Source organism: Haemophilus sp. C1 (assembly GCF_001276515.1).
Taxonomy (GTDB): Bacteria; Pseudomonadota; Gammaproteobacteria; order Enterobacterales; family Pasteurellaceae; genus Haemophilus.
Genome location: NZ_LDVZ01000013.1, coordinates 29,333 through 54,874, shown reverse-complemented (window position 1 = coordinate 54,874; position 25,542 = coordinate 29,333). Strand labels below are relative to the sequence as shown.

The following is a 25,542-nucleotide window of genomic DNA, read 5'->3' as shown; positions in this document are numbered from 1 at the left end:
AATTGTTGGTTTGTTGAGTCCAACTTTTGGGGTGCAGATCAAAATTCACCGCACTTTTTGTTTATTCTGCGTCTGATATTTCGCTTAAGTATTTACTAGATTATTTGATTTTTATAGTGATAGCTGCGGTGAATAATTTTCAGTGATTCCAACAAGTTCTTCTATTGAAATTAATTTTATTTTGCTGCTTTGAGGTAAAAGTGCGGAGAGATTTCTTGCTAAAATATCTTGTTTCAATATCATGCAATTCCCTTTACATTTGGCAAAATAATCAGGATATTTAACTGCCAATAACACACCATCTTGCCATAATATTACCGCATCTTTTTCTGTAATGTATGAAAAGTAATCATTTAGTTCAGTTTTAGGGTAATCTGATAGGGAAAATGTATAGAGCATAATATTCCTTAGAAAGTAAACAATTTTTCTGCTTGATTAAGTTTTTCTATCAATAAAGAGCGGTCAATTTTTTCACAAGATAGGATGAGTTGCTTATCGTCTAGCTTAAATTTCTGTAAAGACGCTGTGCAGATAAAGCGTTGTTCTACATCATATAAATCTAATAATTTAAAGGTTCTAATGAAGTCTTTCTGTTGAATAAGTTCAGGTTGTTGAGCGTTGATAAGATTTAATACGCCATCATCTATAAAAAATACGCCAATGTCATCTGGATCACAAAAAGCTGTTGCGGCAAGAATTGTATCTAAGCCTTCTCGTGAAATAGATGTGCCATGTGGCGATGTGCGAAATAAAAAGGCTATTTTCATAGAGTTATCACTCGATCTGCTTTTAAACTTGCTACTATAAATTCACCAAGGCCTGCAATTATGAATCCCTCTGCAAGATTGTAGTGATCTATGGTTGATGTGGTTAAGTTATCGACGACACCTCGTCGTTGAGATGCTGCAACACATAAATGCAAAGGAACATTGTGGGTGATGGAAAACATTTGCCAATGTTTTTGTAAATTAACTTCATCATTGGCTGGATATACCAATGCGTTTCCATTAGTTACCCCATCTTGAAAGAAAAAAATCTGTGAGATTTCATGTCCTTTTTTGATTAAGGCTTCTGCAAATTGATAAGCTAAAAACGCCCCTTGTTTTCCGTAAATGGGGCTTTTGACGGCGATAACATAGCGCATTATTCTTGCTCTTGTTTGATTTGACGGATGTACAGGTAAACCGTATGTCGGGAAATATCTAAGCGTTCTGCGACTAAATTAATCGCATCTTTAATATCAAAAATACCTTTTTCGTAAAGAGAAAGGACGATTTGTCGGTTTTTAGTATTATTGGCAACAGAGAGATCTGCATTGACTTCTTCTATGGTTTTTTCAATAGTCTGCGCAACCAAGTCTTCCACAGAACTCGCAAAATTAACCGAAGATGTTTCATTCGTATGCTCCGTTGGCATAAAGCATTGCAAAAATTGAGACACGGGTACATCTAAATTGATATTGATACAAAGCAAACCAATAATACGTTGAGTTTTATTACGAATAGCGATAGTAACTGATTTCATCAGTACGCTGCCTTTTGCTCGTGTAAAATAAGGCTTTGAAACACTTTCGCTTTGCATATTTCGTAGCGAACGTAAGGCAAGATCGGTGATTGGCGAACCAACTTGTCGATTAGTGTTATGTCCGTTGGAAATACAAATAGCAGAATGTTCAATATCTTCTAGAGAATGAAGCACGATTTCGCAGTGTTCGCCAATCAGTGCACTTACACCATCAACGACCGCTTTGTAGGAATTTATGATAGCGTGATCTTCGTCAGTGAAAGGATATTTATCGTTTAATGTCATAGTTTTAGGTTAAAAGTGCGGTAAAAATTCTGCTCGTTTTTTATAATAAAAAGCACGCGTTAAACAACGCGCGCTATTAAACTCATTAATTATTTTGCAGATTTTGGATTGACGTCTAATACTTCTACATCAAAAATTAATGTTGAATTTGGTGGAATAGATGCGCCAGCACCTTGTTCGCCATATCCTAATTCAGGTGCAATAACTAATTGAATTTTTCCGCCTTTTTTCACTAATTGAAGACCTTCTGTCCAGCCTTTAATTACTTGATCAAGTTGAAACTCTACAGGTTGACCGCGTTCTACGGAGCTATCAAATACTTTTCCATTTGGTAATTTACCCGTGTAATGTACTTTAACAATATCTGTTGCTTTAATTGCATCGCCTTTACCAGGGTTTTCAATTTTGTACATTAAACCAGATTGCGTAGTTTTTACATCTTTACCTTTAGCAAATTCAGCGCGGAATTTATCGCCTTCTTCTTTTGCTTGTTTAGCAATCGCTTCTGCTTTTGCTTTTGATGCAGCCGCTAATTTTGCTTCAATAGATTCTAAGGTTTTTTGGATTTTTTCATCTTTACGCACATCCACTTTGCCTTCTAAAGCATCTTTTAAGCCATCTAAAATACGAGCATTATCATATTTGATAACATCTTTATGGGAATCAACCAGATCTTTCATTTGACTGCCCATTAACGTACCTACAGCATAAGATGCTGCTTTTTCATCGAATGCGTTATCTTCTGCAAAAACTTGGCCAGAAATCACCGCACTTACCATTAATGCTGCGATAGATAATTTTTGAATTTTTAACATATGAGTTAATCCTTTATAATGAATGGAATAATACGAGGAATAGATTAAATTGCTTTCTATCTATTCTCAACTTTTTTTTAGAATTTAGAGAAAATTTATGCAAATTCAACAAATGTTAGAAAATCGCATCGAAGAACTTGAAACGAAAATTGCATTTCAGGAACAGTTATTAGATGAATTAAATCACGCTTTAGTTCAACAGCAATTTGATATTGATAAAATGCAAGTCCAATTACGTTATATGGCAAATAAATTAAAAGATTTTCAACCGTCTAACATTGCAAGCCAATCTGAAGAAACACCCCCGCCACATTATTAAATTTTGCAATAAAATCGTACAAATGAAAAGGGCGCTAAATGCGCCCTTTAAATTACATTCCCAAATAATAATCAGCTAAATACTTGCCTGCTTATGCAAAGTATTTTTCTAAATCGTCGCTACCGCCAATGTGTTTACCACCGATAAATACTTGTGGAACAGTAGTGCGACCTGAAACTGCACGTACGCTCACGATTGTTGCATCGTGACCTAATACGATTTCTTCGAAGCTTAAGCCTTTATCGTGTAAAAGTTGTTTTGCTTTTGCACAGAAAGGACAGCCAGGTTTTGTGAAGATTGAAATAGACTCTTGCACTTGGTGTTGTGGTGCAAGGTATTTCAACATAGTGTCAGCATCTGATACTTTGAACGGATCGCCTGGTTCGTTTGGTTCGATAAACATTTTTTCAACTACGCCGTTTTTTACAAGCATAGAATAACGCCATGAACGTTTACCGAAACCTAAATCTTCTTTGCCAACTAACATACCCATACCTTCGGTAAATTCACCATTACCATCTGGAATGAAAGTGATGTTTTCAGATTTTTCATCTTCTTTCCATGCGTTCATTACGAAAGTATCATTTACAGATACAACGAGAATATCGTCTACACCGTATTTTTTGAATACTGGCGCTAATTCGTTGTAACGTGGTAAGTGTGATGATGAGCAAGTTGGAGTGAATGCGCCTGGTAATGAGAACACGATCACTGTTTTGTTATCAAATAATTCAGAGGTAGTTACATCAACCCATTTATCACCCTGACGAGTGCGGAATGTCACTTGAGGGACTTTTTTTCCTTCCATATTAGACATCGTTTTTTCTCCTATTGGTTGTTAATTTAAATTTTATGCGCTGTATTATAGGGAAAATTATGATATAGTCATAATCAATTAATTCTATTCTTTTAATTGAATTTTTCTATAGGGAAAATCTCATGAATATCCGTGATCTAGAATATCTTGTTGCCTTATCTGAATATAAACATTTCCGCCGTGCTGCCGATTCTTGTAATGTGAGCCAACCAACATTAAGTGGTCAAATTCGTAAATTAGAAGATGAGCTCGGTATTATCTTGTTAGAGCGCACTAGTCGTAAAGTGTTGTTTACTCAATCTGGAATGCTATTGGTTGATCAGGCTCGCACAGTTCTTCGAGAAGTAAAATTATTGAAAGAAATGGCGAGCAATCAAGGTAAAGAAATGACCGGGCCATTACACATCGGTTTAATTCCAACAGTTGGTCCTTATTTGCTCCCTTATATTGTGCCAACGTTAAAAGCAGCATTCCCTGATTTAGAAGTTTTTCTTTATGAAGCGCAAACGCATCAATTATTAGAACAATTGGAAACGGGGCGTTTAGATTGTGCCATCGTTGCCACTGTTCCAGAAACTGAGGCTTTTATTGAAGTACCTATTTTCAACGAGAAAATGTTACTCGCCGTATCAGAGCATCATCCTTGGGCTCAAGAAAGTAAACTTCCAATGAACCAATTAAATGGTCAAGAAATGTTAATGCTTGATGATGGTCATTGTTTACGTAATCAAGCGCTAGATTATTGTTTCACTGCTGGCGCAAAAGAAAATTCGCATTTCCAAGCGACTAGCCTTGAAACTTTGCGCAATATGGTGGCAGCAAACGCAGGTATCACTTTTATGCCTGAATTAGCGGTACTGAATGAAGGCACGCGAAAAGGTGTGAAATATATTCCTTGTTATTCGCCTGAGCCATCACGCACTATTGCGTTAGTTTATCGTCCTGGTTCACCATTGCGTAATCGTTACGAGCGTGTGGCGAGTGCGGTCAGCGATAAAGTTAAATCTATTCTAGGTGGGTTGAAATAATGGCTGGTGTTCGTGCTGTTCAAAAAGAAAAGACTCGTCGAGCTTTAGTGGATGCGGCATTTAATCAACTTAGCGCAGAAAAAAGTTTTTCTAATTTGAGTTTGCGAGAGGTTGCGCGCGAGGCTGGAATTGCGCCTACATCTTTCTATCGTCATTTTAGCGATATGGATGAACTCGGCTTAGAAATGGTGGATGAGGCTGGTTTGATGTTGCGCCAATTAATGCGTCAAGCGCGTAAACGTATTGATGCTGGCGGTAGCGTTATTTCTGTTTCTGTGGATACATTTTTTGAATTTATCACTAACAGTACGAACGTTTTTCGCTTGCTATTACGCGAAAGTTCTGGAACATCTCAAGCTTTTCGTACTGCGGCAGCACGTGAAATTAAGCATTTTGTTGATGAGTTAGCTGAATATATTTCCTACAAACATCAATATTCGCAATATGTTGCTTATGTTCAAGCGGAAGGCATCGTAACAATCGTATTCACTGCTGGGGCGAATGCTTTAGATATGAGTAAAGCTGAGCGTGAGCAACTTAAAGCTCGTGTGATTTTGCAGTTGAGAATGCTTGCAAAAGGTGCTGATTTTGCTGCTAATAAGGAAAGAGGCAAGTAAGATAGTTTATATCTAGCCTATTAGTTTTCTCTTTGTACTTAGATATTCACTATCTTTTATTTTTCCGAGTTATTTCTCATACCAAATTTTATTCACATAAAGTGTGATGAAACCTGAGGGCGTTTCTACCCGCACTTCATCGTCTAATGTTTTTCCGATTAAAGCTCGAGCAACTGGGGAATCAATGGATATCCAATTTTTTGCAGGGGCAAATTCATCGCAACCGACGATACGATATTGCTTAATTTCACCATCTTCATTTTCCAATTCTACCCATGCGCCAAAGAAAATTTTTCCCTCTTGCTTTGGGTTGTAATCGACAATTTGTAGTACTTCCAATCTTTTAGTTAAAAAACGTACACGACGATCAATTTCACGTAAGCGACGTTTACCATAAATATATTCGGCATTTTCGCTACGATCGCCTAGCGCGGCTGCATCTGAGACTGCTTGGGTAACTTTGGGGCGTTCTTCTTTCCACAAAAACTTGAGTTCTTGGTCAAGCTCATTCCAGCCTTGACGGGTAATATAATTTGATTTTGCCATAATAAAAATAAAAGAAAGTTTTTCGAATTATATTTGAGCCAACAGCTTAAAACCAGTATTCTATCCCCGTTTTTTCTCGAATCCTTTCATAACAAAGAAGTATGACAATGTTAAATCAACAAATTAGCCAAATTATTGCGGCAGAATTAACCGTTCAACCCCAACAAATCCTCGCCGCCATTCAATTATTAGATGATGGCAACACCATTCCATTTATCGCCCGTTATCGTAAAGAAGCTACCGGTGGCTTAGATGACACCCAACTTCGTCATTTTGAAACCCGTTTAATTTATTTACGTGAATTAGAAGATCGTCGTCAAACCATTTTGAAATCTATTGAAGAGCAAGGGAAATTGACCGATGAATTGCGTGACAAAATCCATGCGACACAAAGCAAAACCGAATTAGAAGATTTGTATTTGCCATACAAACCGAAACGTCGTACTAAAGGGCAAATTGCGATTGAAGCGGGTCTTGAGCCATTGGCTGATTTACTTTGGAACGAGCCAAAAAATGATCCAGAATCAACCGCACTTTCCTTTGTTGATGCTGAAAAAGGCGTAGCTGATAGCAAAGCTGCGTTAGACGGTGCACGCTATATTTTAATGGAACGTTTTGCTGAAGATGCGGGTTTATTAGCTAAAGTCCGTGATTATTTAGCGAAAAATGCGGTTATTGTATCTAAAGTGATCGAAGGCAAAGAAACGGAAGGCGCAAAATTCCAAGATTATTTCGACCACCAAGAATTATTGAAAAATGTACCTTCTCACCGTGCATTAGCCATGTTCCGTGGACGTAATGAGGGCATTTTACAATTAAGCTTAAATGCTGATCCTGATGCAGAAGAGGGTAGTCGCCAAAGCTATTGTGAAGAGATTATTCGTGATTATTTAGATGCCCGTTTCACGGGTCAACCAGCGGATAAATGGCGTGAACAAGTGATTGCATGGACGTGGAAAATCAAAGTTTCGTTGCATTTAGAAACCGAATTAATGGCAAGTTTACGTGAAAAAGCGGAAGAAGAAGCCATTGATGTTTTCGCTCGAAATCTGACCGCACTTTTAATGGCAGCACCCGCTGGCGCGAAAAGTACCATGGGCTTGGACCCAGGCTTGCGTACAGGCGTTAAAGTTGCAGTGGTGGATAACACAGGTAAATTATTAGATACCGCCACCATTTATCCACACACGGGGCGTGAAGCTGAAGCACAAGTGGCGATTTTCAGCTTAATCCGCAAACATAACGTGGAATTAATTGCCATTGGTAACGGTACGGCTTCTCGTGAAACCGAACGTTTTGCGAAAGAAGTGATTAAAGAAATCAAAGAAAATAAACCGCAAACTGTTGTAGTGAGTGAAGCGGGCGCATCCGTTTATTCTGCTTCTGAATTTGCCGCAAATGAATTCCCGAACTTAGATGTGTCTTTACGTGGTGCGGTGTCTATTGCTCGTCGTTTACAAGATCCGTTGGCGGAGTTAGTGAAAATCGAACCAAAAGCCATTGGCGTAGGGCAATATCAGCACGATGTAAACCAGACCCAACTTGCGCGTAAACTCGATGCTGTGGTGGAAGACTGTGTAAACGCAGTAGGTGTGGATTTGAATACGGCATCCACGCCATTGCTTGCTCGCGTAGCGGGGATGACAAAAACCTTAGCGCAAAACATTGTGGAATATCGTGATGAAAATGGCCGTTTTGAAAGTCGCAGCGAATTGAAAAAAGTGCCGCGTTTAGGACCAAAAGCTTTTGAGCAATGTGCAGGCTTTATGCGTATTGCAGGCGGGAAAAATCCACTTGATGCTTCAGGTGTTCACCCAGAAGCTTACCCTGTGGTCGAAAAAATCTTGCAAGCCACTGCACAATCTATCCAAGATTTAATGGGGAATGCGGGTGTGGTACGTCAGCTTGATGCTAAACAATTTATTGATGAGCAATTTGGTTTACCGACCATTCAAGATATTTTCAAAGAATTGGGAAAACCAGGGCGCGATCCGCGTGGTGAGTTTAAAACTGCTGTATTCGCAGAAGGCGTGGAAGAAATCACGGATTTGAAATCTGGAATGATTTTAGAAGGAACTGTTACTAATGTAACCAATTTTGGCGCATTTGTGGATATTGGTGTTCATCAAGATGGTTTAGTACATATTTCATCATTAAGCGATAAATTCGTGGAAGATCCCCATCAAGTGGTAAAAACAGGCAACATTGTAAAAGTTAAAGTGTTAGACGTGGATGTGCCACGTAAACGCATTGCATTGACGATGCGATTAGATGAAAGTGCGGTCAAAAATGATGGCAAATCTGACCGCACTTTATCTGCAAGACCTCGTGGAAATACGCAACGAGAGGAGCGTAATTCAAGAGGTAATAATGCGATGGGCAATGCCTTTGCTGATGCGCTAAAAAATTGGAAAAAATAACAAGTTATAGGGCGAGATTATTCGCCCTTTTTTTATATCTTTCCTTTCCCGAAAAGCATCGCCAAAACGGCGATTTTTTGCTATAATCCCGCCCAATTTTTATTTACAAAAGAATGAGATAAATTATGTCAGAAACGACCAATGATAACTATGGTGCATCGAGCATTAAAGTATTAAAAGGCCTTGATGCGGTGCGTAAACGTCCAGGTATGTATATCGGTGATACCGATGACGGTACTGGTTTGCACCATATGGTATTTGAAGTGGTGGATAATGCCATTGATGAAGCCCTCGCTGGCCATTGTTCCGATATTATCGTGACAATTCATGATGATAATTCAGTATCGGTGCAAGATGATGGGCGTGGTATTCCGGTGGATATTCATCCAGAAGAAGGTGTTTCTGCAGCAGAAGTTATCATGACCGTGCTTCACGCTGGCGGTAAATTTGACGATAACTCTTATAAAGTATCGGGCGGTTTACACGGTGTGGGCGTATCAGTAGTAAATGCACTTTCTGATAAATTACAATTAACCATTCGTCGTCAAGGTCACGTTCATGAGCAGTTTTATCATTTAGGTGAGCCACAAGCGCCATTAACAGTGATTGGCGATACAGAGGCAACGGGGACAACGGTTCGTTTCTGGCCAAGCTCAGATATTTTTGCTATCACAACCTTTGATTACAAAATCTTAGCAAAACGCTTACGAGAGCTTTCTTTCTTGAACTCAGGCGTATCTATTCGTTTAATTGATAAACGCGATGGCTCTGAAGATCATTTCCATTACGAAGGCGGTATTCAAGCATTCGTCGAATATTTGAACAAAAATAAAAACCCAATTCATCCGAAGCCATTTTATTTTACAGCTGAGAAAGATGGCATCGGGGTAGAAGTCGCATTGCAGTGGAATGATGGTGTAAATGAAAACGTGTATTGCTTCACCAATAACATTCCTCAACGTGATGGCGGTACTCACCTAGCTGGTTTCCGTGGGGCTTTAACCCGTAGCTTAAATAGCTACATGGAAAACGAGGGTATGCTGAAAAAAGAAAAAGTGGCGACTTCAGGTGATGATGCACGTGAAGGTTTGGTAGCGATTATTTCCGTTAAAGTGCCTGATCCAAAATTCTCATCGCAAACTAAAGACAAACTTGTGTCTTCAGAAGTTAAAAGTGCGGTGGAATCTGCCATGAATGAAAAAATGCAGGAATATTTATTGGAAAATCCTGCAGATGCAAAAATCATTGTAAACCAAATTATTATGGCTGCTCGTGCGCGCGAAGCAGCACGCAAAGCTCGTGAAATGACGCGCCGTAAAGGGGCATTAGATATTGCAGGTTTACCGGGTAAACTTGCAGACTGCCAAGAAAAAGATCCTGCGCTTTCTGAACTTTACTTGGTGGAGGGTGACTCCGCGGGTGGTTCTGCAAAAGTTGGTCGTGATCGTAAAACTCAAGCAATTTTGCCATTGAAAGGTAAAATCTTAAACGTAGAAAAAGCACGTTTCGACAAAATGTTGTCTTCTCAAGAGGTGGGCACATTAATTACTGCTTTAGGCTGCGGTATCGGTCGTGATGAATATAATCCAGATAAATTACGTTATCATCATATCATTATCATGACCGATGCTGATGTGGATGGTTCTCACATTCGTACGTTGCTTTTAACATTCTTCTATCGTCAAATGCCTGAGCTTATTGAGCGTGGTTATGTTTACATTGCTCAGCCGCCACTTTATAAAGTCAAAAAAGGAAAACAAGAACGCTACATTAAAGATGCGGATGAAATGGAGCAATATGAATTAACCCTTGCTTTAGATGGCGCAGAATTACATATTAGCGCAAATGCACCGGCAATGAATGCCCTTGTATTTGAAAAATTGGTGGCAGAATATAACAGCGTACAAAAACTTATCGGTCGTTTAAGCCGCCATTATCCAGCCCCTGTATTGCAAGGATTAATTTATCAGTCGCCAATTTCTGTTGAAATGATGAAAGGTGAAAGTGCGGTGGAAAATTGGGGTAAATCTTTTGTTGAACAACTGACTGCAAAAGAAACAGAAGCGCATCAATATTCAGTGCGTACACAATTTAACGCGGAACGCCAAGTGTATGAAGCGGTGATTACTGTTCGTAAACACGGTATTGATACCGATTATTTCTTGAATTTTGATTTTGTTCACGGCAATGAATACGCGAAAATTGTTTCTCTTAATAAACAACTCAATGGTTTATTAGAAGAAGGCGCTTATGTCACACGTGGTGAAAAAGTACAACCAGTGCGTAGCTTTGAACAAGCCGTTGAATGGCTAGTAAAAGAATCTCGTAAAGGCCTTGAAGTACAACGTTATAAAGGACTTGGTGAAATGAACGCAGATCAACTGTGGGAAACCACAATGGATCCAAATTCACGTCGTATGTTGAAAGTTTCTATTAAGGATGCCGTTGCAGCGGATCAACTCTTCACGACCTTAATGGGAGATGAAGTTGAGCCACGCCGTGAGTTCATTGAGCTGAATGCGTTAAGAGCAAATTTGGACGTGTAAATTTCCGTCTATTTATATTAATAACTGAAAGGGCACTCAACTGCCCTTTCTTTGTTTATCTTGTTATTTCATATAAGGATTACTATTGGTTTTTTGAACTTAAGTGAGTAAACTAAATGCACTCATTTTCTCAACGGAGAACCTTTATGAAACCTTATCTTATCGCCCCATCAATTCTTTCTGCCGATCTCGCTCGTCTTGGTGATGATGTACAAAACGTACTTAATGCGGGCGCGGATGTTATTCATTTTGATGTAATGGATAATCATTATGTACCTAATCTCACTTTTGGTCCTGCGGTATGTCAAGCTTTACGTGATTATGGCATTACCGCACCGATAGATGTGCATTTAATGGTAAAACCAGTCGATCGCATTATTCCCGATTTTGCTAAAGCAGGTGCAAACTACATTACTTTCCACCCAGAATCTAGCGAACATATTGACCGCTCTTTGCAGCTTATTCGCGATTGTGGTTGTAAATCTGGATTAGTTTTTAATCCTGCGACGCCATTGAGCTATTTAGATTACGTTTTGGATAAAGTGGATGTGGTTTTATTAATGTCAGTGAATCCCGGATTTGGCGGACAATCTTTTATTCCTGCAACATTAAAGAAATTACAACAGGCTCGTAAGATCATTGATGAAAGTGGTTATGACATTCGTCTTGAAGTAGATGGCGGTGTGAAGGTTGATAACATCGCAGAAATCGCCGCGGCGGGTGCAGATATGTTTGTGGCGGGTTCTGCAATTTTTGGTAAGCCTGATTATAAACAAGTTATTGACCAAATGCGTATACAGTTAGCGAGTGTGAGCGCATAACTGTCATTTTAATGAAATGCAATTGCAATAGAACAGAGAAAAACAATGAATACACAATTTAAACTTATTGGCTTTGATTTAGATGGCACCTTGGTAAATAGCCTGCCTGATTTAGCGTTATCCGTAAATTCTGCCTTGGCTGAATTTAATTTACCGCAAGCACCTGAAGAATTAGTTTTAACTTGGATCGGCAATGGCGCGCCTGTATTAATTGCACGAGCGTTAGATTGGGCGCAAAAACAAACAGGAAAAGTTTTGACTGAAGAAGAGATTAAACAGGTAACAGAGCGTTTTAATTTTTATTATGGCGAGAATTTATGTAATGTCAGTCGCCTGTATCCAAATGTAAAAGAAACTTTAGAAACCTTGAAAGAAAAAGGTTATGTCTTAGCGGTTGTTACCAATAAACCGACAAAGCACGTTCAACCAGTATTGGCAGCGTTTGGAATTGATCATTTATTTAGTGAAATGTTGGGTGGGCAATCTTTACCTGCCATTAAACCACATCCAGGTCCGCTTTATTATTTATGCGGAAAATTTGGTTTTGAACCACGCCAAGTGCTTTTCGTGGGTGATTCTAAAAATGATATTATCGCAGGCCACGCTGCTGGCTGTGCAGTTGTTGGTTTAACTTACGGTTACAATTACAATATCCCTATCAGTGAATCCAATCCAGATTGGGTGTTTGATGATTTTGCCCAGCTCTTAACGATTCTTTAAGTTTCTTATCTAACAAAAAAGTGCGGTGAACCTTGAGCTTCCCCAAAAACAGTTCGCACCGATGTGACAGAATTTCGAGTTGGGCAAAATAAACTCTATTTTGTCCCATTAATAGACTTATAAAAAAGCTGAGTCCCGTACAATACGGAACTCAGTATTTGATTAACTATTCAATTTTGGGATATAGATCCAAAATTCACCACACTTTTATATGTAAGATCTTTATCATTAAAGAATAAAACGACTCAAATCTTCATTTTCAACCACTTCGCCAAGTGCATCCGCTACATAAGCCGCATCAATATTGACCGTTTGACCATTCATGTCACTTGCACTGAAAGAAATTTTATCCATTAAACGTTCCATTACGGTATGCAAACGGCGTGCACCGATATTTTCTGTTTTTTCATTCACTCGGAATGCAGCCTCAGCAATTTTCTTCACCGCATCTGTTGTGAATTCTATATTCATCCCTTCTGTTGCCATCAAGGCTTTGTATTGCTCGGTTAAAGAAGCATGTGGCTCCGTTAAAATACGCTCAAAATCAGCCGCACTTAATGCGGTTAGTTCAACACGAATCGGCAAACGACCCTGCAACTCTGGAATTAAATCTGAAGGACGAGAAACTTGGAATGCTCCCGATGCAATAAATAAGATGTGATCGGTTTTTACCATTCCATGTTTGGTACTAACAGTCGAACCTTCCACTAACGGAAGTAAATCACGTTGCACACCTTCACGTGATACATCTGCACCACTGTATTCACCTTTCTTACAAATTTTGTCGATTTCATCGATAAAGACGATACCATTTTGTTCTACAGCATCAATGGCTTTTTGTTTAAGTTCTTCAGGGTTAATTAATTTCGCTGCTTCATCATCAATCAACGCTTTCAACGCATCTTTAATTTTCATTTTGCGTTTTTTCGTTTTGTCTGAACCCAAATTCTGGAACAATGATTGTAGTTGATTTGTCATTTCTTCCATGCCAGGAGGAGCCATAATTTCAACACCCATAGACACGCCTGCAGACACATCAATTTCGATTTCTTTATCATCTAATTGACCTTCGCGTAATTTTTTACGGAATGTTTGTCGTGTGCTACTGTTATCATTGCTTTCAACTTCGCCCCATTGATTTTTTGCTGGAGGAAGTAAAGCATCCAAGATACGCTCTTCAGCCGCATCTTCAGCTCTTGCTCTGTTCTTCGCAATTTCTTGTTGGCGAACAAGCTTCATCGCACTATCCGTTAAATCACGAATAATGGAATCCACCTCTTTCCCCACATAGCCCACTTCGGTAAATTTCGTTGCTTCCACTTTGATAAATGGTGCGTTAGCTAATTTGGCTAAACGGCGCGCAATTTCAGTTTTACCCACACCAGTTGGACCAATCATTAAAATATTTTTTGGGGTTACTTCGTGACGCAAAGGTTCTTGAAGCTGCATACGACGCCAACGGTTACGTAGCGCAATTGCCACTGCACGTTTTGCATCGGCTTGACCAATAATATGTTGATCTAATTCAGAAACTATTTCGCGAGGAGTCATTTCAGACATAGCTTTTTCCTTAATTCGGTAATTCTTCAATAGTGAAATGGGTATTTGTGAACACGCAAATATCACCAGCAATTTTCAAAGATTTTTCAACAATTTCACGAGCAGAAAGTTCGGTATTTTCCACCAATGCACGTGCTGCAGACAACGCATAGTTACCACCAGATCCGATTGCTAAAATTTGATCTTCTTCGGGCTGAACCACATCGCCAATACCCGTGATGATTAAACTTTCTTTTTCATCCGCCACAATTAGCATCGCTTCTAACTTACGGAGTGCACGATCTGTACGCCAATCTTTTGCTAATTCCACCGCACTTTTTAGTAAGTGCCCTTGATGCATTTCAAGTTTACGTTCAAATAATTCAAAAAGCGTAAATGCATCAGCCGTACCACCTGCAAAACCAGCAAGCACTTTGCCATTATATAAACGGCGTACTTTACGGGCATTACCTTTCATTACGGTATTGCCTAAAGAAACTTGTCCATCACCGCCTACGACGACTTGTCCATTGCGACGTACGCTTACAATCGTTGTCATTATTCAGTCCTTTTTATAAAGTGAAAAGTTGTTCGTTATATGGCGACAAATTGATTAAATTCAAGAGGGAAATTTATATTGTAGATTTATTCTTCACTCATAAATAAAAAATGTGAAGTTGATCATACTTTGAAACAGCAAACGATTGCTAATTATTGAATGCATATTAAAAAAGTGTATGATCTGAGCGGTTTTTAAATCAACGTTTGTGAGGAAACACAATGAAAAACATCATGAAATTATCTGTAATTGCACTTTTAACTGCAGCTGCAGTTCCAGCGATGGCAGGCAAAACAGAACCTTATACTCAATCTGGCACTAATGCTCGTGAAATGTTACAAGAGCAACCTATTCATTGGATTAGTGTTGATCAAATCAAACAAAGTTTAGAAGGTAAAGCACCAATTAATGTAAGCTTTGATATTGATGATACCGTGCTTTTCAGTAGCCCTTGCTTTTACCACGGACAACAAAAATTCTCACCAGGTAAACACGATTATTTGAAAAATCAAGATTTCTGGAATGAAGTAAACGCAGGTTGCGATAAATATTCTATTCCAAAACAAATTGCCATAGATTTAATTAATATGCACCAAGCACGTGGCGACCAAGTTTACTTTTTCACTGGTCGTACTGCAGGTAAAGTGGATGGCGTAACACCAATTTTAGAAAAAACGTTCAATATTAAGAATATGCACCCAGTTGAATTTATGGGTAGCCGTGAACGTACAACAAAATATAACAAAACGCCTGCAATCATTTCACATAAAGTGAGTATTCACTACGGCGATAGCGATGATGATGTGCTAGCAGCTAAAGAAGCAGGTGTTCGTGGTATTCGTTTAATGCGTGCCGCAAACTCAACTTATCAACCAATGCCAACTTTAGGCGGCTATGGCGAAGAAGTGTTAATCAATTCAAGCTATTAATTGACCGCACTTTAACAACAAAAAAGGCAAGTTAGGATTCCTAGCTTGCCTTTTGTTTTACCACTTAATTAGTGTTTAGTTTGACCTTCTTCAGATTTTTCTTCTGCATTTTCTGCTTGTTGACGATTCATATATTCAATAAACAATGCATCAAAGTTTACTGGAGATAAATTCAACGCAGGGAACGTACCACGATTTACTAAGTTAGACACTAATTCACGCGCATAAGGGAAAAGCATATTCGGGCATTGAGAGGTTAAACAATGTGCCATTTGAACATCTTCTAAACCGCTAATAGTGAATACGCCCGCTTGTTTTACTTCACAAATAAATGCGACATCACCACTATCTTCAAGTGTAGTTTCAACAGAAATGTTTAATACTACTTCGTATAAATCATCACCAACTTGAATCGTTTCGGTGCTTAAATCAAAACCAAGTTTTGGTTTCCATTCTTGTTGGAAAATATGTGGAAGATTTGGTGCTTCAAAAGACACATCTTTCACATAAATACGTTGAATTTGAAGAACGGATTGTTGTTCTTCTGTTGCTGCAACGTCTTGTTTTTGTTCTGACATTTTCTATTCCTTATTATTTATGTTTTTTAACTAAAGGTAAATTTGCCGCAGCCCATGCAGAAATGCCTTCTTTTAACACAAACACACGGTTAAAACCTTGTTTCGCTAAAAGTGTAGCTGAAGCTGGTGCGGAAACACCGTTAATATCTACCAACACAATTGCTTTCTCTTTGTGTTGTTCAATTTTACCGATGTTTTGATTTTTAATTTCGCTTGGAAGTAAATTAATGCTATCAATGATATGACCACGTTGAAATTCTTCAATACTACGTAAATCCACCACAATAGCTTCATCCGCATTGATTAAACGAATCACCTCATTGTGAGTAATTACTTTAAATTTACTCGTTGCGCCTTTATAGAAGGTATAAATTACCATCACGAAAATCGCAAACCAAGAAACCGCTAAAAGAGTATGTTTTTGAGCAAACTCTGTTGCCATTGGGATAAATTCTTGCATTGTTTTCTCTACTGATTAAGTACGTCAAAATAGGGCTCAAGTATAACCGCACTTGGGTTATCTTTCAAAAAAATTCTTATGAACGTTAAATACCTTGAATTATACATCTATAACTAAACTAGAAATAACCGCACTTTTGACCACAATTTATTGATCCATGTTATGGAATCGATACCTATTTGTTGCTATATTAGTCGCTGTTTTAACAAATAAAACAAAGATGTTTTTTAATTAACTTAGGGGGCAGTATGTCTGCAATGTTCTTACTACAATTTGCCATCGTATTATTGTGTATCTTTGTGGGTGCACGAGTAGGTGGTATCGGTTTAGGTGTATTTGGTGGTTTAGGTCTTGCTATTCTTTCTTTTGGCTTTGGTTTAAAACCAGCAGGTTTACCTATTGATGTTATGTTTATGATTATGGCTGTAGTTTCTGCAGCAGCAGCAATGCAAGCGGCTGGCGGTTTAGACTACATGATCAAAATCGCAACCAAAATATTACGTCGTAATCCTAAACACATTACTTTTATCGCTCCGGCAGTAACTTGGTTATTCACTTTCTTAGCAGGTACTGGCCATGTGGCATATTCTGTATTACCAGTTATCGCTGAAGTGAGCCGTCAAAACGGTATCCGTCCAGAACGTCCGATGTCAATGGCCGTAATCGCATCACAATTTGCTATCGTAGCAAGCCCTATTGCGGCAGCTGTTGTAGCGGTCGTTGCTTATCTTGAACCTCAAGGCATCCATCTTGGCGACGTATTAATGGTAACTATTCCTTCAACCATCTTAGGTATTTTTATTGCTTGTTTATTTGTAAACAAAATGGGTAAAGAATTAAAAGATGATCCGGAATATCAACGTCGTTTAAATGATCCAAAATATGCAGATACTTTTGCTTCTACCACTTCAGTCAAAGAAGTAGAAGTGAGCAAAACCGCTAAAATTTCTGTTTCTTTGTTCTTATTTGGTTCATTACTTGTTGTAATCATGGGTGCGGTTCCATCTTTACGTCCAGTATTTGATGGTAAACCAATGGGGATGGCACACACTATCGAAATCATTATGTTAGCGATTGGTGCGTTAATTATCTTAACTTGTAAACCAGATGGCACTGAAATCACTAAAGGTTCAGTGTTCCACGCAGGTATGCGTGCAGTAATCGCAATCTTCGGTATTGCATGGTTAGGTGATACCTTGATGCAAGCGCACATAACTGAAGTAAAAGAAATGGTGAAAGGCTTAGTTGAAACTGCACCATGGGCATTTGCTTTCGCGCTATTTGTACTTTCAGTATTAGTAAACAGCCAAGGCGCAACAGTAGCAACATTGTTCCCACTTGGTATCGCATTAGGTATCCCAGCACCAGTATTAATCGGTGTATTTGTTGCTGTAAATGGTTACTTCTTTATCCCTAACTATGGCCCAATCATCGCGTCTCTTGACTTCGATACCACGGGCACAACCAAAATCGGTAAATACATTTTAAACCACAGCTTTATGCTTCCGGGTTTATTAAGCATGCTTTTCTGCTTATTAATCGGTTTAGGTCTTTCTCACGTTATTCTTTAAAATGTGATTCGATAACAAAGAACGGTGCTGAAATAGCACCGTTTTTTATTTCCCAAATATAAACAGAAAATAGATAAAAAATTACCGCACTTTAATATCTCAAAGTGCGGTAATTTTTAGCGATATTTTTAACTACACATCGTAAGTGGTAGAGGCAGTATTCCCACCACGACCAGTCCAGTTAGTATGGAAGAATTCACCACGCGGTTTATCAGTACGCTCGTAAGTGTGCGCACCGAAATAGTCACGTTGTGCTTGCAATAAGTTTGCAGGTAAACGTGCTGAAGTATAGCCATCTAAGAAGGTAATCGCAGACGCCATACAAGGCATTGGAATACCCACTTCGATAGATTTTGCCACCACTTTACGCCAGTCGCTTAATGCATTTTCTAAAATGCCTTTGAAGTAACTATCTGACCCCAAGAAGATTAAATCTGGGTTCGCTTCGTACGCATCGCGAATGTTACCTAAGAAACGGCTACGAATGATACAACCTTCACGCCATAATAACGCCGTTGCACCATAGTTAATATCCCAACCAAATTGTTCAGAGGCTTCACGAATAAGCATAAAGCCTTGCGCATAAGAAATGATTTTTGACGCCAATAATGCTTTACGCACTGCTTCAATCCAAACTTTCTTATCACCTTCAACTGAAACAACTGTTTTATTGAATAATTGATTTGCTGCAACACGTTGATCTTTAAATGAAGACACGCAACGAGCAAAGACGGATTCAGTGATTAAGGTTAATGGAATACCGAAATCTAATGCATTGATACCTGTCCATTTACCTGTTCCTTTTTGGCCAGCGGTATCTAAGATTTTTTCAACTAAAGGTTCACCATCAGCATCTTTATAACCAAGAATATCGGTGGTGATATCGATTAAATAGCTATCAAGTTCGGTCTTTTTCCATTCTGCGAAGATCGCTTGCATTTCTTCATAGCTTAAGCCTAAACCTTCTTTTAAGAATTGGTACGCTTCACAGATTAATTGCATATCGCCATATTCGATACCATTGTGAACCATTTTCACAAAGTGGCCAGCACCTTCACCACCAACCCAGTCACAGCAAGGTTCGCCTTGTTCTGTTTTAGCTGAGATTGCTTGGAAGATTGGTTTAACATATGGCCATGCTTCGTGGTTACCACCAGGCATGATAGATGGCCCATGGCGCGCCCCTTCTTCACCGCCCGAAACACCCGAACCGATAAAGCGAATGCCTTTTTCAGCCAATGCTTTTACACGACGGTTGGTATCAGGATAGTTTGAGTTACCCCCATCAATAATGATGTCGCCTTCTTCTAAATGTGGCAGTAATGCTTCAATGAATTGATCCACTACCTCACCCGCGCGTACCATTAACATCACTTTACGTGGTTTTTCTAATTTAGCAGCTAAATCTTCTAAAGAATATGCGCCAATAATATTGGTGCCTTTTGCCGAACCTTGTAAAAATTCATCCACTTTAGATGTGGTACGATTATATGCCACCACTTTAAAGCCATGATCATTCATATTTAAAATGAGGTTTTGCCCCATTACGGCTAAGCCAATAACACCGATGTCGCCTTTTACTGACATTGTTTTCTCCTGTTTTTATATTAATCCATTGTCTTTGATTTTAAGATTTTTCTAAGTTCTTTTAACGCAATCACTGAATGCTCTCTTATACTAGATGGATGAACAGTTCTATAACATAAAATATCCTCATCGTAATTACCTGAAAAATAAAACTGTTCTAAATATTTTTTATCTAAACCAGACACCACACTTTTACCTGATGGTTTTAAATCATCTTTAAAATAAGCCCTTCTAGCAATGATTGCTTGTCTATCAAGTCCAGATGCAAATATGATGATATTAGGTTGTAAAATTTCAATTTGAGCTTTTAATAAAAATTCTGATATTTTCTTTATATTTGCAAATACTGATTTAGTGTCTATTTTACTAGGATTCGATTTTTTATAAGACACACAGAATATATTCGCCCATAAAATACTTGCATTAGGATTTTCTTGAGATACTTTTCTAAAGAAATTAAAGAAACATTTTCCTTTTTTATTTACTGAATCAGACCTTTCTAGATTACGAATAACCCAAGATTTACTCAAATCCATTAATTGATAAACCGAGTTCTTATCATATTTTTCTAGATACTTTAAATCCCAACCTCTAGTTTCTCTCCCTACAATTAAAATTTGATGTTTTTTCTTCTTAAAATCATCAGGCACAAATCCCAAATGAATTTTTGATAAATTGGAGTTACTTAGTAAAGTATCGATTATTTCTTGGTTTTCTTTAAAAATATCTTGATATTTTTTCACCAATAGCATCTTAACATCAAGATTTTTGGCCGCCGCTTTATCCAAATACCATTCCGTCACGCCTTTTTTTCCCCACGATAGCACACATTTCCCAACGTGTGCCTTTATTTACAAGCACAGGCTATGAAGCGTGGGCTATCAGTAATCCATCTTCTTGCTACGCAAAAGTGCGGTCGTTTTTTCAATTGTTTTTTTATTTACGCTGGCGCGCGTCTTCCGACGCGTGCCTTACAAATTTAGTAAGTTATCAGCACGCGTCGGGAGACGCGCGCTATCAAAGGTGTGACTCCACTATATTTAAAATAATGTAAACATATAATTTGTATTTTTAATTGGCTGACAAGAAATCTTTGGTGAATAATCTTCTAATTTCTTATCAAATTCTTTCTGATTTATTGGCTCTTGATGCACACCAAGACACCAAATCGCTCTATCTGTAGGTAAATCACGGACTCTAAAGAATACTTTTCGATGTCTCTAACCATTTGGTTAAGACAACGTGGAGCATAAAAACACTGTTTAATTTCAACAGGAATAAAACTATGTGCTCTTTTTTGTCGAATAATAAAATCTATAGAACACTTTATTGAGGTGCCTTTTCTACGATCCATTAAACAAGGCTCTTCCCTATAAACTTCTGCTATATCAAGTTGTTCTGCATTTTTACGAAAAAATAAAAGTAATTCAACTTGAAGCCAAATCTCCCAACCATATACGTTGTGTTCATCAATTTCATTTAATCTATTGATAATATGTTTTTGTTTGAAAAACTCAGTAAATATTCTTCCTAAAAACTCATAGTCTTTATTAATTGTAGTCATTGCTTTCTCCCTATGATGGTGCACGCTATGAAGCGTGCGCTATCAGTAATCTATCTTCTTGCTACACAAAAGTGCGGCCACCTTTCCAAGTATTTTTTTAACTCTTCGTCCACGCACTCACATGCTGAGAAAATCCAATATATGGATAATAATTCACGGCTTGTGAAGTAGATAAAAGCACAATTTTGTGCTTGTGGGGCAAGGCTTGTTTAGTGTGTTCAATCAACTACAAGATGATACCTTGTTTCTGATATTCTATAGCAAAACTTCTTTTAAATTTCTTTAATTAAAGAGCTGCCTTGCTCTAACGTGTCTAGCCACTGCCATTTTTCATGACCGATGAGTTTACTTTCTTCTAAAGAAAATGTTGTACAGCAACGCCCCAAACGATTTTCTAGAGATTGATTTAAATGTTGATACGTAAATTCAATTTGAGTATCGTCAATCCATTTCCCAATTAAAAAGCCTTTTAAAATTTCACCGCCACCATATTCTGCCCAAATCATTTTACCTTGTTGATGGTAATGAAATTCGGTTTGGCTGCTGACCTCACCATTTGCAGTGTTTTCAACAGCAATAAATTTTTTATTATCTAAATTTAACATTAAAGTAACTCCGCATCTGATGTATCTATATCTTATTTTAGTCCGTACAATGCTAATAAATTAACTCCTCGTCCACGCACTCATATGCTGTGTAAATCCAATATGCGGATAATAATCTACAGCTTGTGGAGCTGATAACAGCACGATTTTGGCTTTTGGATGTAAGGCTTGTTTAGTGTGTTCAATCAATTGCAATCCAATACCTTGTTTTTGATATTGTTCATCAACCGCTAAATCAGATAAATAACAGCAATAGGCAAAATCCGTCACGGAACGTGCTATGCCCACTAATTGTTCACCATCCCAAGCAGTAACTAATAAATCTGCATGGTACAACATCGCTGCGACGCGTTTTTCATCCTCTAACGGACGGCGTGCCCCGAGCGTTGTTTTATTTAGCAATTCAATAAATTGTCTAACTGCAATTGGTTCATTCACTTTGTAGTCTATCATTTTGCAAGCCTGCGATACTCAATTTATTATAGCAATTTTGCCGCCGCTTTATCCAAATACCATTCCGTCACCCCATTTTTTGCTTTAATTTTTGCTGCAGGGTAAGGCAGGTTTTCAGCTGGAGTCGTTTGGATTTCTTTTAAAATATCCGCTTTGCTTTCGCCTGTCACCAAATAGGTAATGCGTTTGGCTTGTTCGATGAGTTTGGCTGTTTTAGAAATGCGGATTTGACCGCTTTCAGGGTGCTTGGCAATGACAGCAAGGTTTTCATCATCAAAATTGGTTTGATGTGGGAAGAGAGAGGCGGTATGACCATCAGTTCCCATGCCTAAAATGATCCAATCAAAAATACCGTTTGGAATGACCGCACTTAATTCTTCTTCGAAACGTTTTAGCTCAAAGTGCGGTTCATTTTCACCACAAATTCGATGGATATTTTCTGCTGGAATTTGAATGTGATCGAATAAGAGTTTTTGCACTTCGCCATAGTTGCTTTCAGGATCAGATGGCGGAACCATACGATCATCGCCCCACCAAAAATGCAGATTTTTCCAGTTAATTTGTTCAGCATAAGATGATTTGGCTAAGGTTTTAAATAGCAACTTAGGCGTTGAGCCACCCGAAAGGGAAATATGCACAGGGTGAGTTAATTGGCTATAGATCACAAATTCTTGAGCGATTTTTTCGACCGCATCTTGAGCGGCAGGGAAAATGATGGTGTTCATTGCTGTTCCGTTTGTGATGCCGTGGGTAGGTATACCCACGGCTAATTATCGTGATAGTGGTTCCCCTTTGGGGAACAGTAATTTTACCCTAGAGAGGGAGTACTCTTGCTAGCCTAGGGTATACCTACCCTAGGCTCATCATCGTTACACTTTTTTCTTCATTAATCCACTTGGTTTACGCCAAACCTTACCTTGTTTTGCGATTAATTTATCGGCTGCCACAGGGCCCCAAGTGCCAGCTTCATATTCGTGAATACGACCACCATTAGCTTTGTAATCTAAAATCGGTTGCACAAATTTCCATGCGGCATGCACAGCATCAGTACGAGCAAACAAGGTTGCATCACCTTTCATCGCATCTAACAATAAGCGTTCATAAGCGGTTAATACTTGTGCGCCTGCTAAATCTGCATAACGGAAATCCATTGATACTTCTTTCGCTTCAAAACCTGCACCTGGTTTTTTCAAACCAAAACGCATTGAAATAGCTTCATCAGGTTGAATACGAATAATCAATTTATTCTCTGGTGCATTTTGGCTGAATACAGGATGTGGTGTGGTTTTAAAATGGATCACAATTTCGGTCACACGAGCCGGTAAGCGTTTACCCGTACGGACATAGAACGGCACACCAGCCCAACGCCAGTTTTCAATTTCACAACGCAATGCGATATAGGTTTCAGTGCGAGAATCTGCAGGCACACCTTTTTCTTCTAGATAGCCCTTTTCCATTTTGCCGTTAATTTCAGCCGCAATGTATTGACCTAAAACGAGATTATGCTCCATATCTTCTGCAGTTAATGGTCGCAAACTATGCATCACTTTTGCTACTTCATCACGCATTGAATTCGCATTAATAATCGCTGGCGGCTCCATTGCAACCATTGCTAATACTTGCAATAAATGGTTTTGGAACATATCTCGCATTGCGCCAGAACCATCATAATAGCCACCGCGCTCTTCCACGCCAATAGATTCTGCACCCGTAATTTCTACATAATCAATGAAATTACGGTTCCAAAGCGGTTCAAACCAACCATTTGAGAAACGTAATACAAGCAAGTTTTGAACAGTTTCTTTACCTAAATAATGGTCGATACGATAAATTTGGTGTTCTTCAAAGAAACGATGGATTTGTATGTCTAATGCTTGCGCTGTTTTTTCATCATAACCAAAAGGTTTTTCAACGATAATACGTTTCCAGCCATATTCTTCCGTATTTAAACCATGTGCAGCCAAACACTCAGGAATCACGCCATAAAGACTTGGCGGAGTGGACATATAGTAAAGGGTGTTACCACAGGTTTTATATTTATCATGAAGATCATCTAAGCGTGGAACAAGTTTGCCATAATCTTGAGCATCCGAAGTATTCACAGCTTGGTAATAAAGATGAGAGCAGAAAGCATCTAAGGTTTCTGGTGTTGTTTCTTCATTATGGATTAACGCCTCACGCATTTTTTCGCGGAAAGTTTCATCGTTCAACTCAGAGCGAGCAACACCTAGAACGGAAAAATTTTCACTCAAACGCCCGATTTTGTAGAGATTATAAAGAGCTGTAATGAGTTTACGGTGAGTTAAGTCACCAGACGCGCCAAAAATGACGATACAGTTATTATCAGTTTGCATAATTATTCCTTATAAGATTCCGAGTAATATCAGAAAATGATGCCGTATTCTAGAGAAAAAAACCAATCGAACCAATCAATTAAATTGAAAGACAGAACGCCAATCGCACGATTGATCACCCACCATGACAAAATGCGGATTAATCAAGGTTTCACGCTGGTTATAGGTTAAAGGCTCAAAATGAGAGTCAAAAATAGCACCGTGAGTTTCCCCCAGCAGCACTTCAGCACCAGCTGTATCCCATTCGCCTGTTTGTCCTAAACGAACATAACAATCTACTGCGCCTTCAGCCACCAAACCGCTTTTTAAGCTACTTGAACCGACCACAACAAATTCACAAGGAAAATCCTTCGGTAAAATCGACCGCACTTTTTCTTGTGAAGTAGTTGCACCTACGGCAATTCGTAAAGGGCGGTCAAAATTTGTCGTGTTTTTAGTGAGTTTTTTTACCTGATCCAGTTGTTTTTTAAATGCGCCGAAATCACGCATTGCATAATAAGTTATCGATAAAATTGGCGCATGAATAACGCTTAACACGGGTTTATTTTTACGAACTAAGGTTATCAACACAGAAAATTGATCGGTACGATTAATAAATTGTTGTGTGCCATCAAGAGGATCAATCAACCAATATTCTTTCCAATTTTTACGTTCTTCAAAGGAAATATGACAATTTTCTTCAGAAAGAACGGGAACATTAGGGAAAAGTGCGGTCAATTTTTCGGTTAAAAATTGGCTCACAAAAAGATCCGCTTCCGTCACAGGCGTGTTGTCTTCTTTCAATTCAACATGAACCTGTTTTTGATAAAACTGTTGCAAATGCTTACCTGCTTGATAAGCAATCAACAATACTTGGTTAAGTAAATGTTCGTTTAGCGTCAGCAT

At 38.6% G+C, this 25,542-nt stretch carries 28 protein-coding genes and 1 pseudogene; 9 read left to right on the top strand and 20 right to left on the bottom strand.

The window, feature by feature from the left end; genetic code table 11:
• Positions 1–111: 111 nt before the first annotated feature.
• The 5 genes from ABW51_RS06330 to fkpA form a co-directional block, all read right to left on the bottom strand.
• Positions 112–399: a DsrH/TusB family sulfur relay protein gene (locus tag ABW51_RS06330; protein ID WP_053466038.1), complete on the bottom strand. Its 288-nt coding sequence runs from the start codon at positions 397–399 to the stop codon at positions 112–114.
• Positions 400–407: 8 nt separating this feature from the next.
• The gene (tusC, locus tag ABW51_RS06325) at positions 408–767 is read right to left on the bottom strand and encodes a sulfurtransferase complex subunit TusC (RefSeq protein WP_053466037.1); all 360 of its coding nucleotides are present in this window, start codon (positions 765–767) and stop codon (positions 408–410) included.
• Positions 764–1,144 (bottom strand): sulfurtransferase complex subunit TusD, encoded by a 381-nt coding sequence (gene tusD, locus ABW51_RS06320; protein ID WP_053466036.1) that lies wholly within the window; start codon positions 1,142–1,144, stop codon positions 764–766. Before tusD ends, tusC begins: the two co-directional genes overlap by 4 nt.
• The gene (locus ABW51_RS06315) at positions 1,144–1,809 is read right to left on the bottom strand and encodes a helix-turn-helix transcriptional regulator (RefSeq protein WP_053466035.1); all 666 of its coding nucleotides are present in this window, start codon (positions 1,807–1,809) and stop codon (positions 1,144–1,146) included. Before ABW51_RS06315 ends, tusD begins: the two co-directional genes overlap by 1 nt.
• Before the next feature lie 89 nt (positions 1,810–1,898).
• On the bottom strand, positions 1,899–2,624 hold the full coding sequence (fkpA, locus tag ABW51_RS06310; protein ID WP_053466034.1) for an FKBP-type peptidyl-prolyl cis-trans isomerase: 726 nt from the start codon (positions 2,622–2,624) through the stop codon (positions 1,899–1,901).
• A gap of 97 nt (positions 2,625–2,721) precedes the next feature.
• Here fkpA and ABW51_RS06305 point away from each other — a divergent pair, with 97 nt between their 5' ends.
• Entirely contained in the window at positions 2,722–2,943 is a 222-nt protein-coding gene (locus ABW51_RS06305; RefSeq protein ID WP_005630530.1) for a SlyX family protein, read from the top strand.
• 91 nt (positions 2,944–3,034) lie between these two features.
• On the opposite strand, the gene pgdx is transcribed toward ABW51_RS06305, so the two are convergent.
• A complete protein-coding gene (gene pgdx, locus ABW51_RS06300) occupies positions 3,035–3,760 on the bottom strand; it encodes a hybrid peroxiredoxin PGdx (RefSeq protein WP_009499556.1) in 726 nt (241 codons plus the stop codon).
• A gap of 122 nt (positions 3,761–3,882) precedes the next feature.
• On the opposite strand from pgdx, the gene oxyR reads away from it, so the two are divergent.
• Both oxyR and fabR read left to right on the top strand, forming a co-directional pair.
• The gene (gene oxyR / locus ABW51_RS06295; protein ID WP_053466033.1) at positions 3,883–4,788 is read left to right on the top strand and encodes a DNA-binding transcriptional regulator OxyR; all 906 of its coding nucleotides are present in this window, start codon (positions 3,883–3,885) and stop codon (positions 4,786–4,788) included.
• On the top strand, positions 4,788–5,405 hold the full coding sequence (gene fabR / locus ABW51_RS06290; RefSeq protein WP_005629669.1) for an HTH-type transcriptional repressor FabR: 618 nt from the start codon (positions 4,788–4,790) through the stop codon (positions 5,403–5,405). Before oxyR ends, fabR begins: the two co-directional genes overlap by 1 nt.
• 69 nt (positions 5,406–5,474) lie before the next feature.
• Here the strand turns inward: fabR and greB are convergent, their stop codons facing one another.
• Entirely contained in the window at positions 5,475–5,951 is a 477-nt protein-coding gene (gene greB / locus ABW51_RS06285; RefSeq protein ID WP_053466032.1) for a transcription elongation factor GreB, read from the bottom strand.
• A 107-nt stretch (positions 5,952–6,058) separates the two neighbouring features.
• On the opposite strand from greB, the gene ABW51_RS06280 reads away from it, so the two are divergent.
• From ABW51_RS06280 to ABW51_RS06265, 4 genes are all read left to right on the top strand, one after another.
• Positions 6,059–8,371, top strand: a complete 2,313-nt coding sequence (locus tag ABW51_RS06280) for a Tex family protein (protein ID WP_053466031.1) — start codon at positions 6,059–6,061, stop codon at positions 8,369–8,371.
• A gap of 125 nt (positions 8,372–8,496) precedes the next feature.
• Complete coding sequence (gene gyrB / locus ABW51_RS06275) at positions 8,497–10,917, top strand: DNA topoisomerase (ATP-hydrolyzing) subunit B (protein WP_053466030.1); 2,421 nt, start codon at positions 8,497–8,499, stop codon at positions 10,915–10,917.
• Between the two features lie 146 nt (positions 10,918–11,063).
• Positions 11,064–11,738: a ribulose-phosphate 3-epimerase gene (rpe, locus tag ABW51_RS06270; RefSeq protein ID WP_053466029.1), complete on the top strand. Its 675-nt coding sequence runs from the start codon at positions 11,064–11,066 to the stop codon at positions 11,736–11,738.
• 45 nt (positions 11,739–11,783) lie between these two features.
• Positions 11,784–12,458 (top strand): phosphoglycolate phosphatase, encoded by a 675-nt coding sequence (locus ABW51_RS06265; RefSeq protein WP_053466028.1) that lies wholly within the window; start codon positions 11,784–11,786, stop codon positions 12,456–12,458.
• A gap of 228 nt (positions 12,459–12,686) precedes the next feature.
• Here ABW51_RS06265 and hslU read toward each other — a convergent pair whose 3' ends face one another.
• Both hslU and hslV read right to left on the bottom strand, forming a co-directional pair.
• The gene (gene hslU / locus ABW51_RS06260; RefSeq protein WP_053466027.1) at positions 12,687–14,018 is read right to left on the bottom strand and encodes an HslU--HslV peptidase ATPase subunit; all 1,332 of its coding nucleotides are present in this window, start codon (positions 14,016–14,018) and stop codon (positions 12,687–12,689) included.
• A gap of 10 nt (positions 14,019–14,028) precedes the next feature.
• The gene (gene hslV, locus ABW51_RS06255) at positions 14,029–14,556 is read right to left on the bottom strand and encodes an ATP-dependent protease subunit HslV (RefSeq protein ID WP_021034624.1); all 528 of its coding nucleotides are present in this window, start codon (positions 14,554–14,556) and stop codon (positions 14,029–14,031) included.
• 221 nt (positions 14,557–14,777) lie between these two features.
• On the opposite strand from hslV, the gene aphA reads away from it, so the two are divergent.
• Positions 14,778–15,485, top strand: a complete 708-nt coding sequence (gene aphA / locus ABW51_RS06250; RefSeq protein WP_053466026.1) for an acid phosphatase AphA — start codon at positions 14,778–14,780, stop codon at positions 15,483–15,485.
• 68 nt (positions 15,486–15,553) lie between these two features.
• Here aphA and secB read toward each other — a convergent pair whose 3' ends face one another.
• Entirely contained in the window at positions 15,554–16,063 is a 510-nt protein-coding gene (secB, locus tag ABW51_RS06245; protein ID WP_053466025.1) for a protein-export chaperone SecB, read from the bottom strand.
• A 13-nt stretch (positions 16,064–16,076) separates the two neighbouring features.
• Positions 16,077–16,523 carry a rhodanese-like domain-containing protein gene (locus tag ABW51_RS06240; RefSeq protein WP_005635667.1) on the bottom strand — a complete coding sequence of 149 codons (447 nt, stop codon included), beginning with the start codon at positions 16,521–16,523 and terminating at the stop codon, positions 16,077–16,079.
• A gap of 248 nt (positions 16,524–16,771) precedes the next feature.
• On the opposite strand from ABW51_RS06240, the gene ABW51_RS06235 reads away from it, so the two are divergent.
• Positions 16,772–18,094 carry an anaerobic C4-dicarboxylate transporter gene (locus ABW51_RS06235; protein ID WP_053466024.1) on the top strand — a complete coding sequence of 441 codons (1,323 nt, stop codon included), beginning with the start codon at positions 16,772–16,774 and terminating at the stop codon, positions 18,092–18,094.
• A 132-nt stretch (positions 18,095–18,226) separates the two neighbouring features.
• Here ABW51_RS06235 and gnd read toward each other — a convergent pair whose 3' ends face one another.
• From gnd to cysQ, 9 genes and pseudogenes are all read right to left on the bottom strand, one after another.
• Positions 18,227–19,681: a decarboxylating NADP(+)-dependent phosphogluconate dehydrogenase gene (gnd, locus tag ABW51_RS06230; protein ID WP_053466023.1), complete on the bottom strand. Its 1,455-nt coding sequence runs from the start codon at positions 19,679–19,681 to the stop codon at positions 18,227–18,229.
• Positions 19,682–19,701: 20 nt separating this feature from the next.
• Positions 19,702–20,508: a hypothetical protein gene (locus ABW51_RS06225; protein WP_231625712.1), complete on the bottom strand. Its 807-nt coding sequence runs from the start codon at positions 20,506–20,508 to the stop codon at positions 19,702–19,704.
• A gap of 308 nt (positions 20,509–20,816) precedes the next feature.
• Positions 20,817–21,245, bottom strand: a complete 429-nt coding sequence (locus tag ABW51_RS06220) for a hypothetical protein (RefSeq protein ID WP_053466022.1) — start codon at positions 21,243–21,245, stop codon at positions 20,817–20,819.
• A 97-nt stretch (positions 21,246–21,342) separates the two neighbouring features.
• Positions 21,343–21,501 (bottom strand): annotated as a pseudogene (locus ABW51_RS10360) (GNAT family N-acetyltransferase); the annotation flags it as partial.
• Between the two features lie 16 nt (positions 21,502–21,517).
• A complete protein-coding gene (locus ABW51_RS06215) occupies positions 21,518–21,850 on the bottom strand; it encodes a hypothetical protein (protein ID WP_053466021.1) in 333 nt (110 codons plus the stop codon).
• A gap of 60 nt (positions 21,851–21,910) precedes the next feature.
• Positions 21,911–22,303: a GNAT family N-acetyltransferase gene (locus ABW51_RS06210; protein WP_053466020.1), complete on the bottom strand. Its 393-nt coding sequence runs from the start codon at positions 22,301–22,303 to the stop codon at positions 21,911–21,913.
• A gap of 26 nt (positions 22,304–22,329) precedes the next feature.
• Positions 22,330–23,028, bottom strand: a complete 699-nt coding sequence (pgl, locus tag ABW51_RS06205) for a 6-phosphogluconolactonase (RefSeq protein ID WP_053466019.1) — start codon at positions 23,026–23,028, stop codon at positions 22,330–22,332.
• A gap of 144 nt (positions 23,029–23,172) precedes the next feature.
• On the bottom strand, positions 23,173–24,657 hold the full coding sequence (gene zwf, locus ABW51_RS06200) for a glucose-6-phosphate dehydrogenase (protein ID WP_053466018.1): 1,485 nt from the start codon (positions 24,655–24,657) through the stop codon (positions 23,173–23,175).
• Between the two features lie 75 nt (positions 24,658–24,732).
• Positions 24,733–25,542: a 3'(2'),5'-bisphosphate nucleotidase CysQ gene (cysQ, locus tag ABW51_RS06195; RefSeq protein WP_053466017.1), complete on the bottom strand. Its 810-nt coding sequence runs from the start codon at positions 25,540–25,542 to the stop codon at positions 24,733–24,735.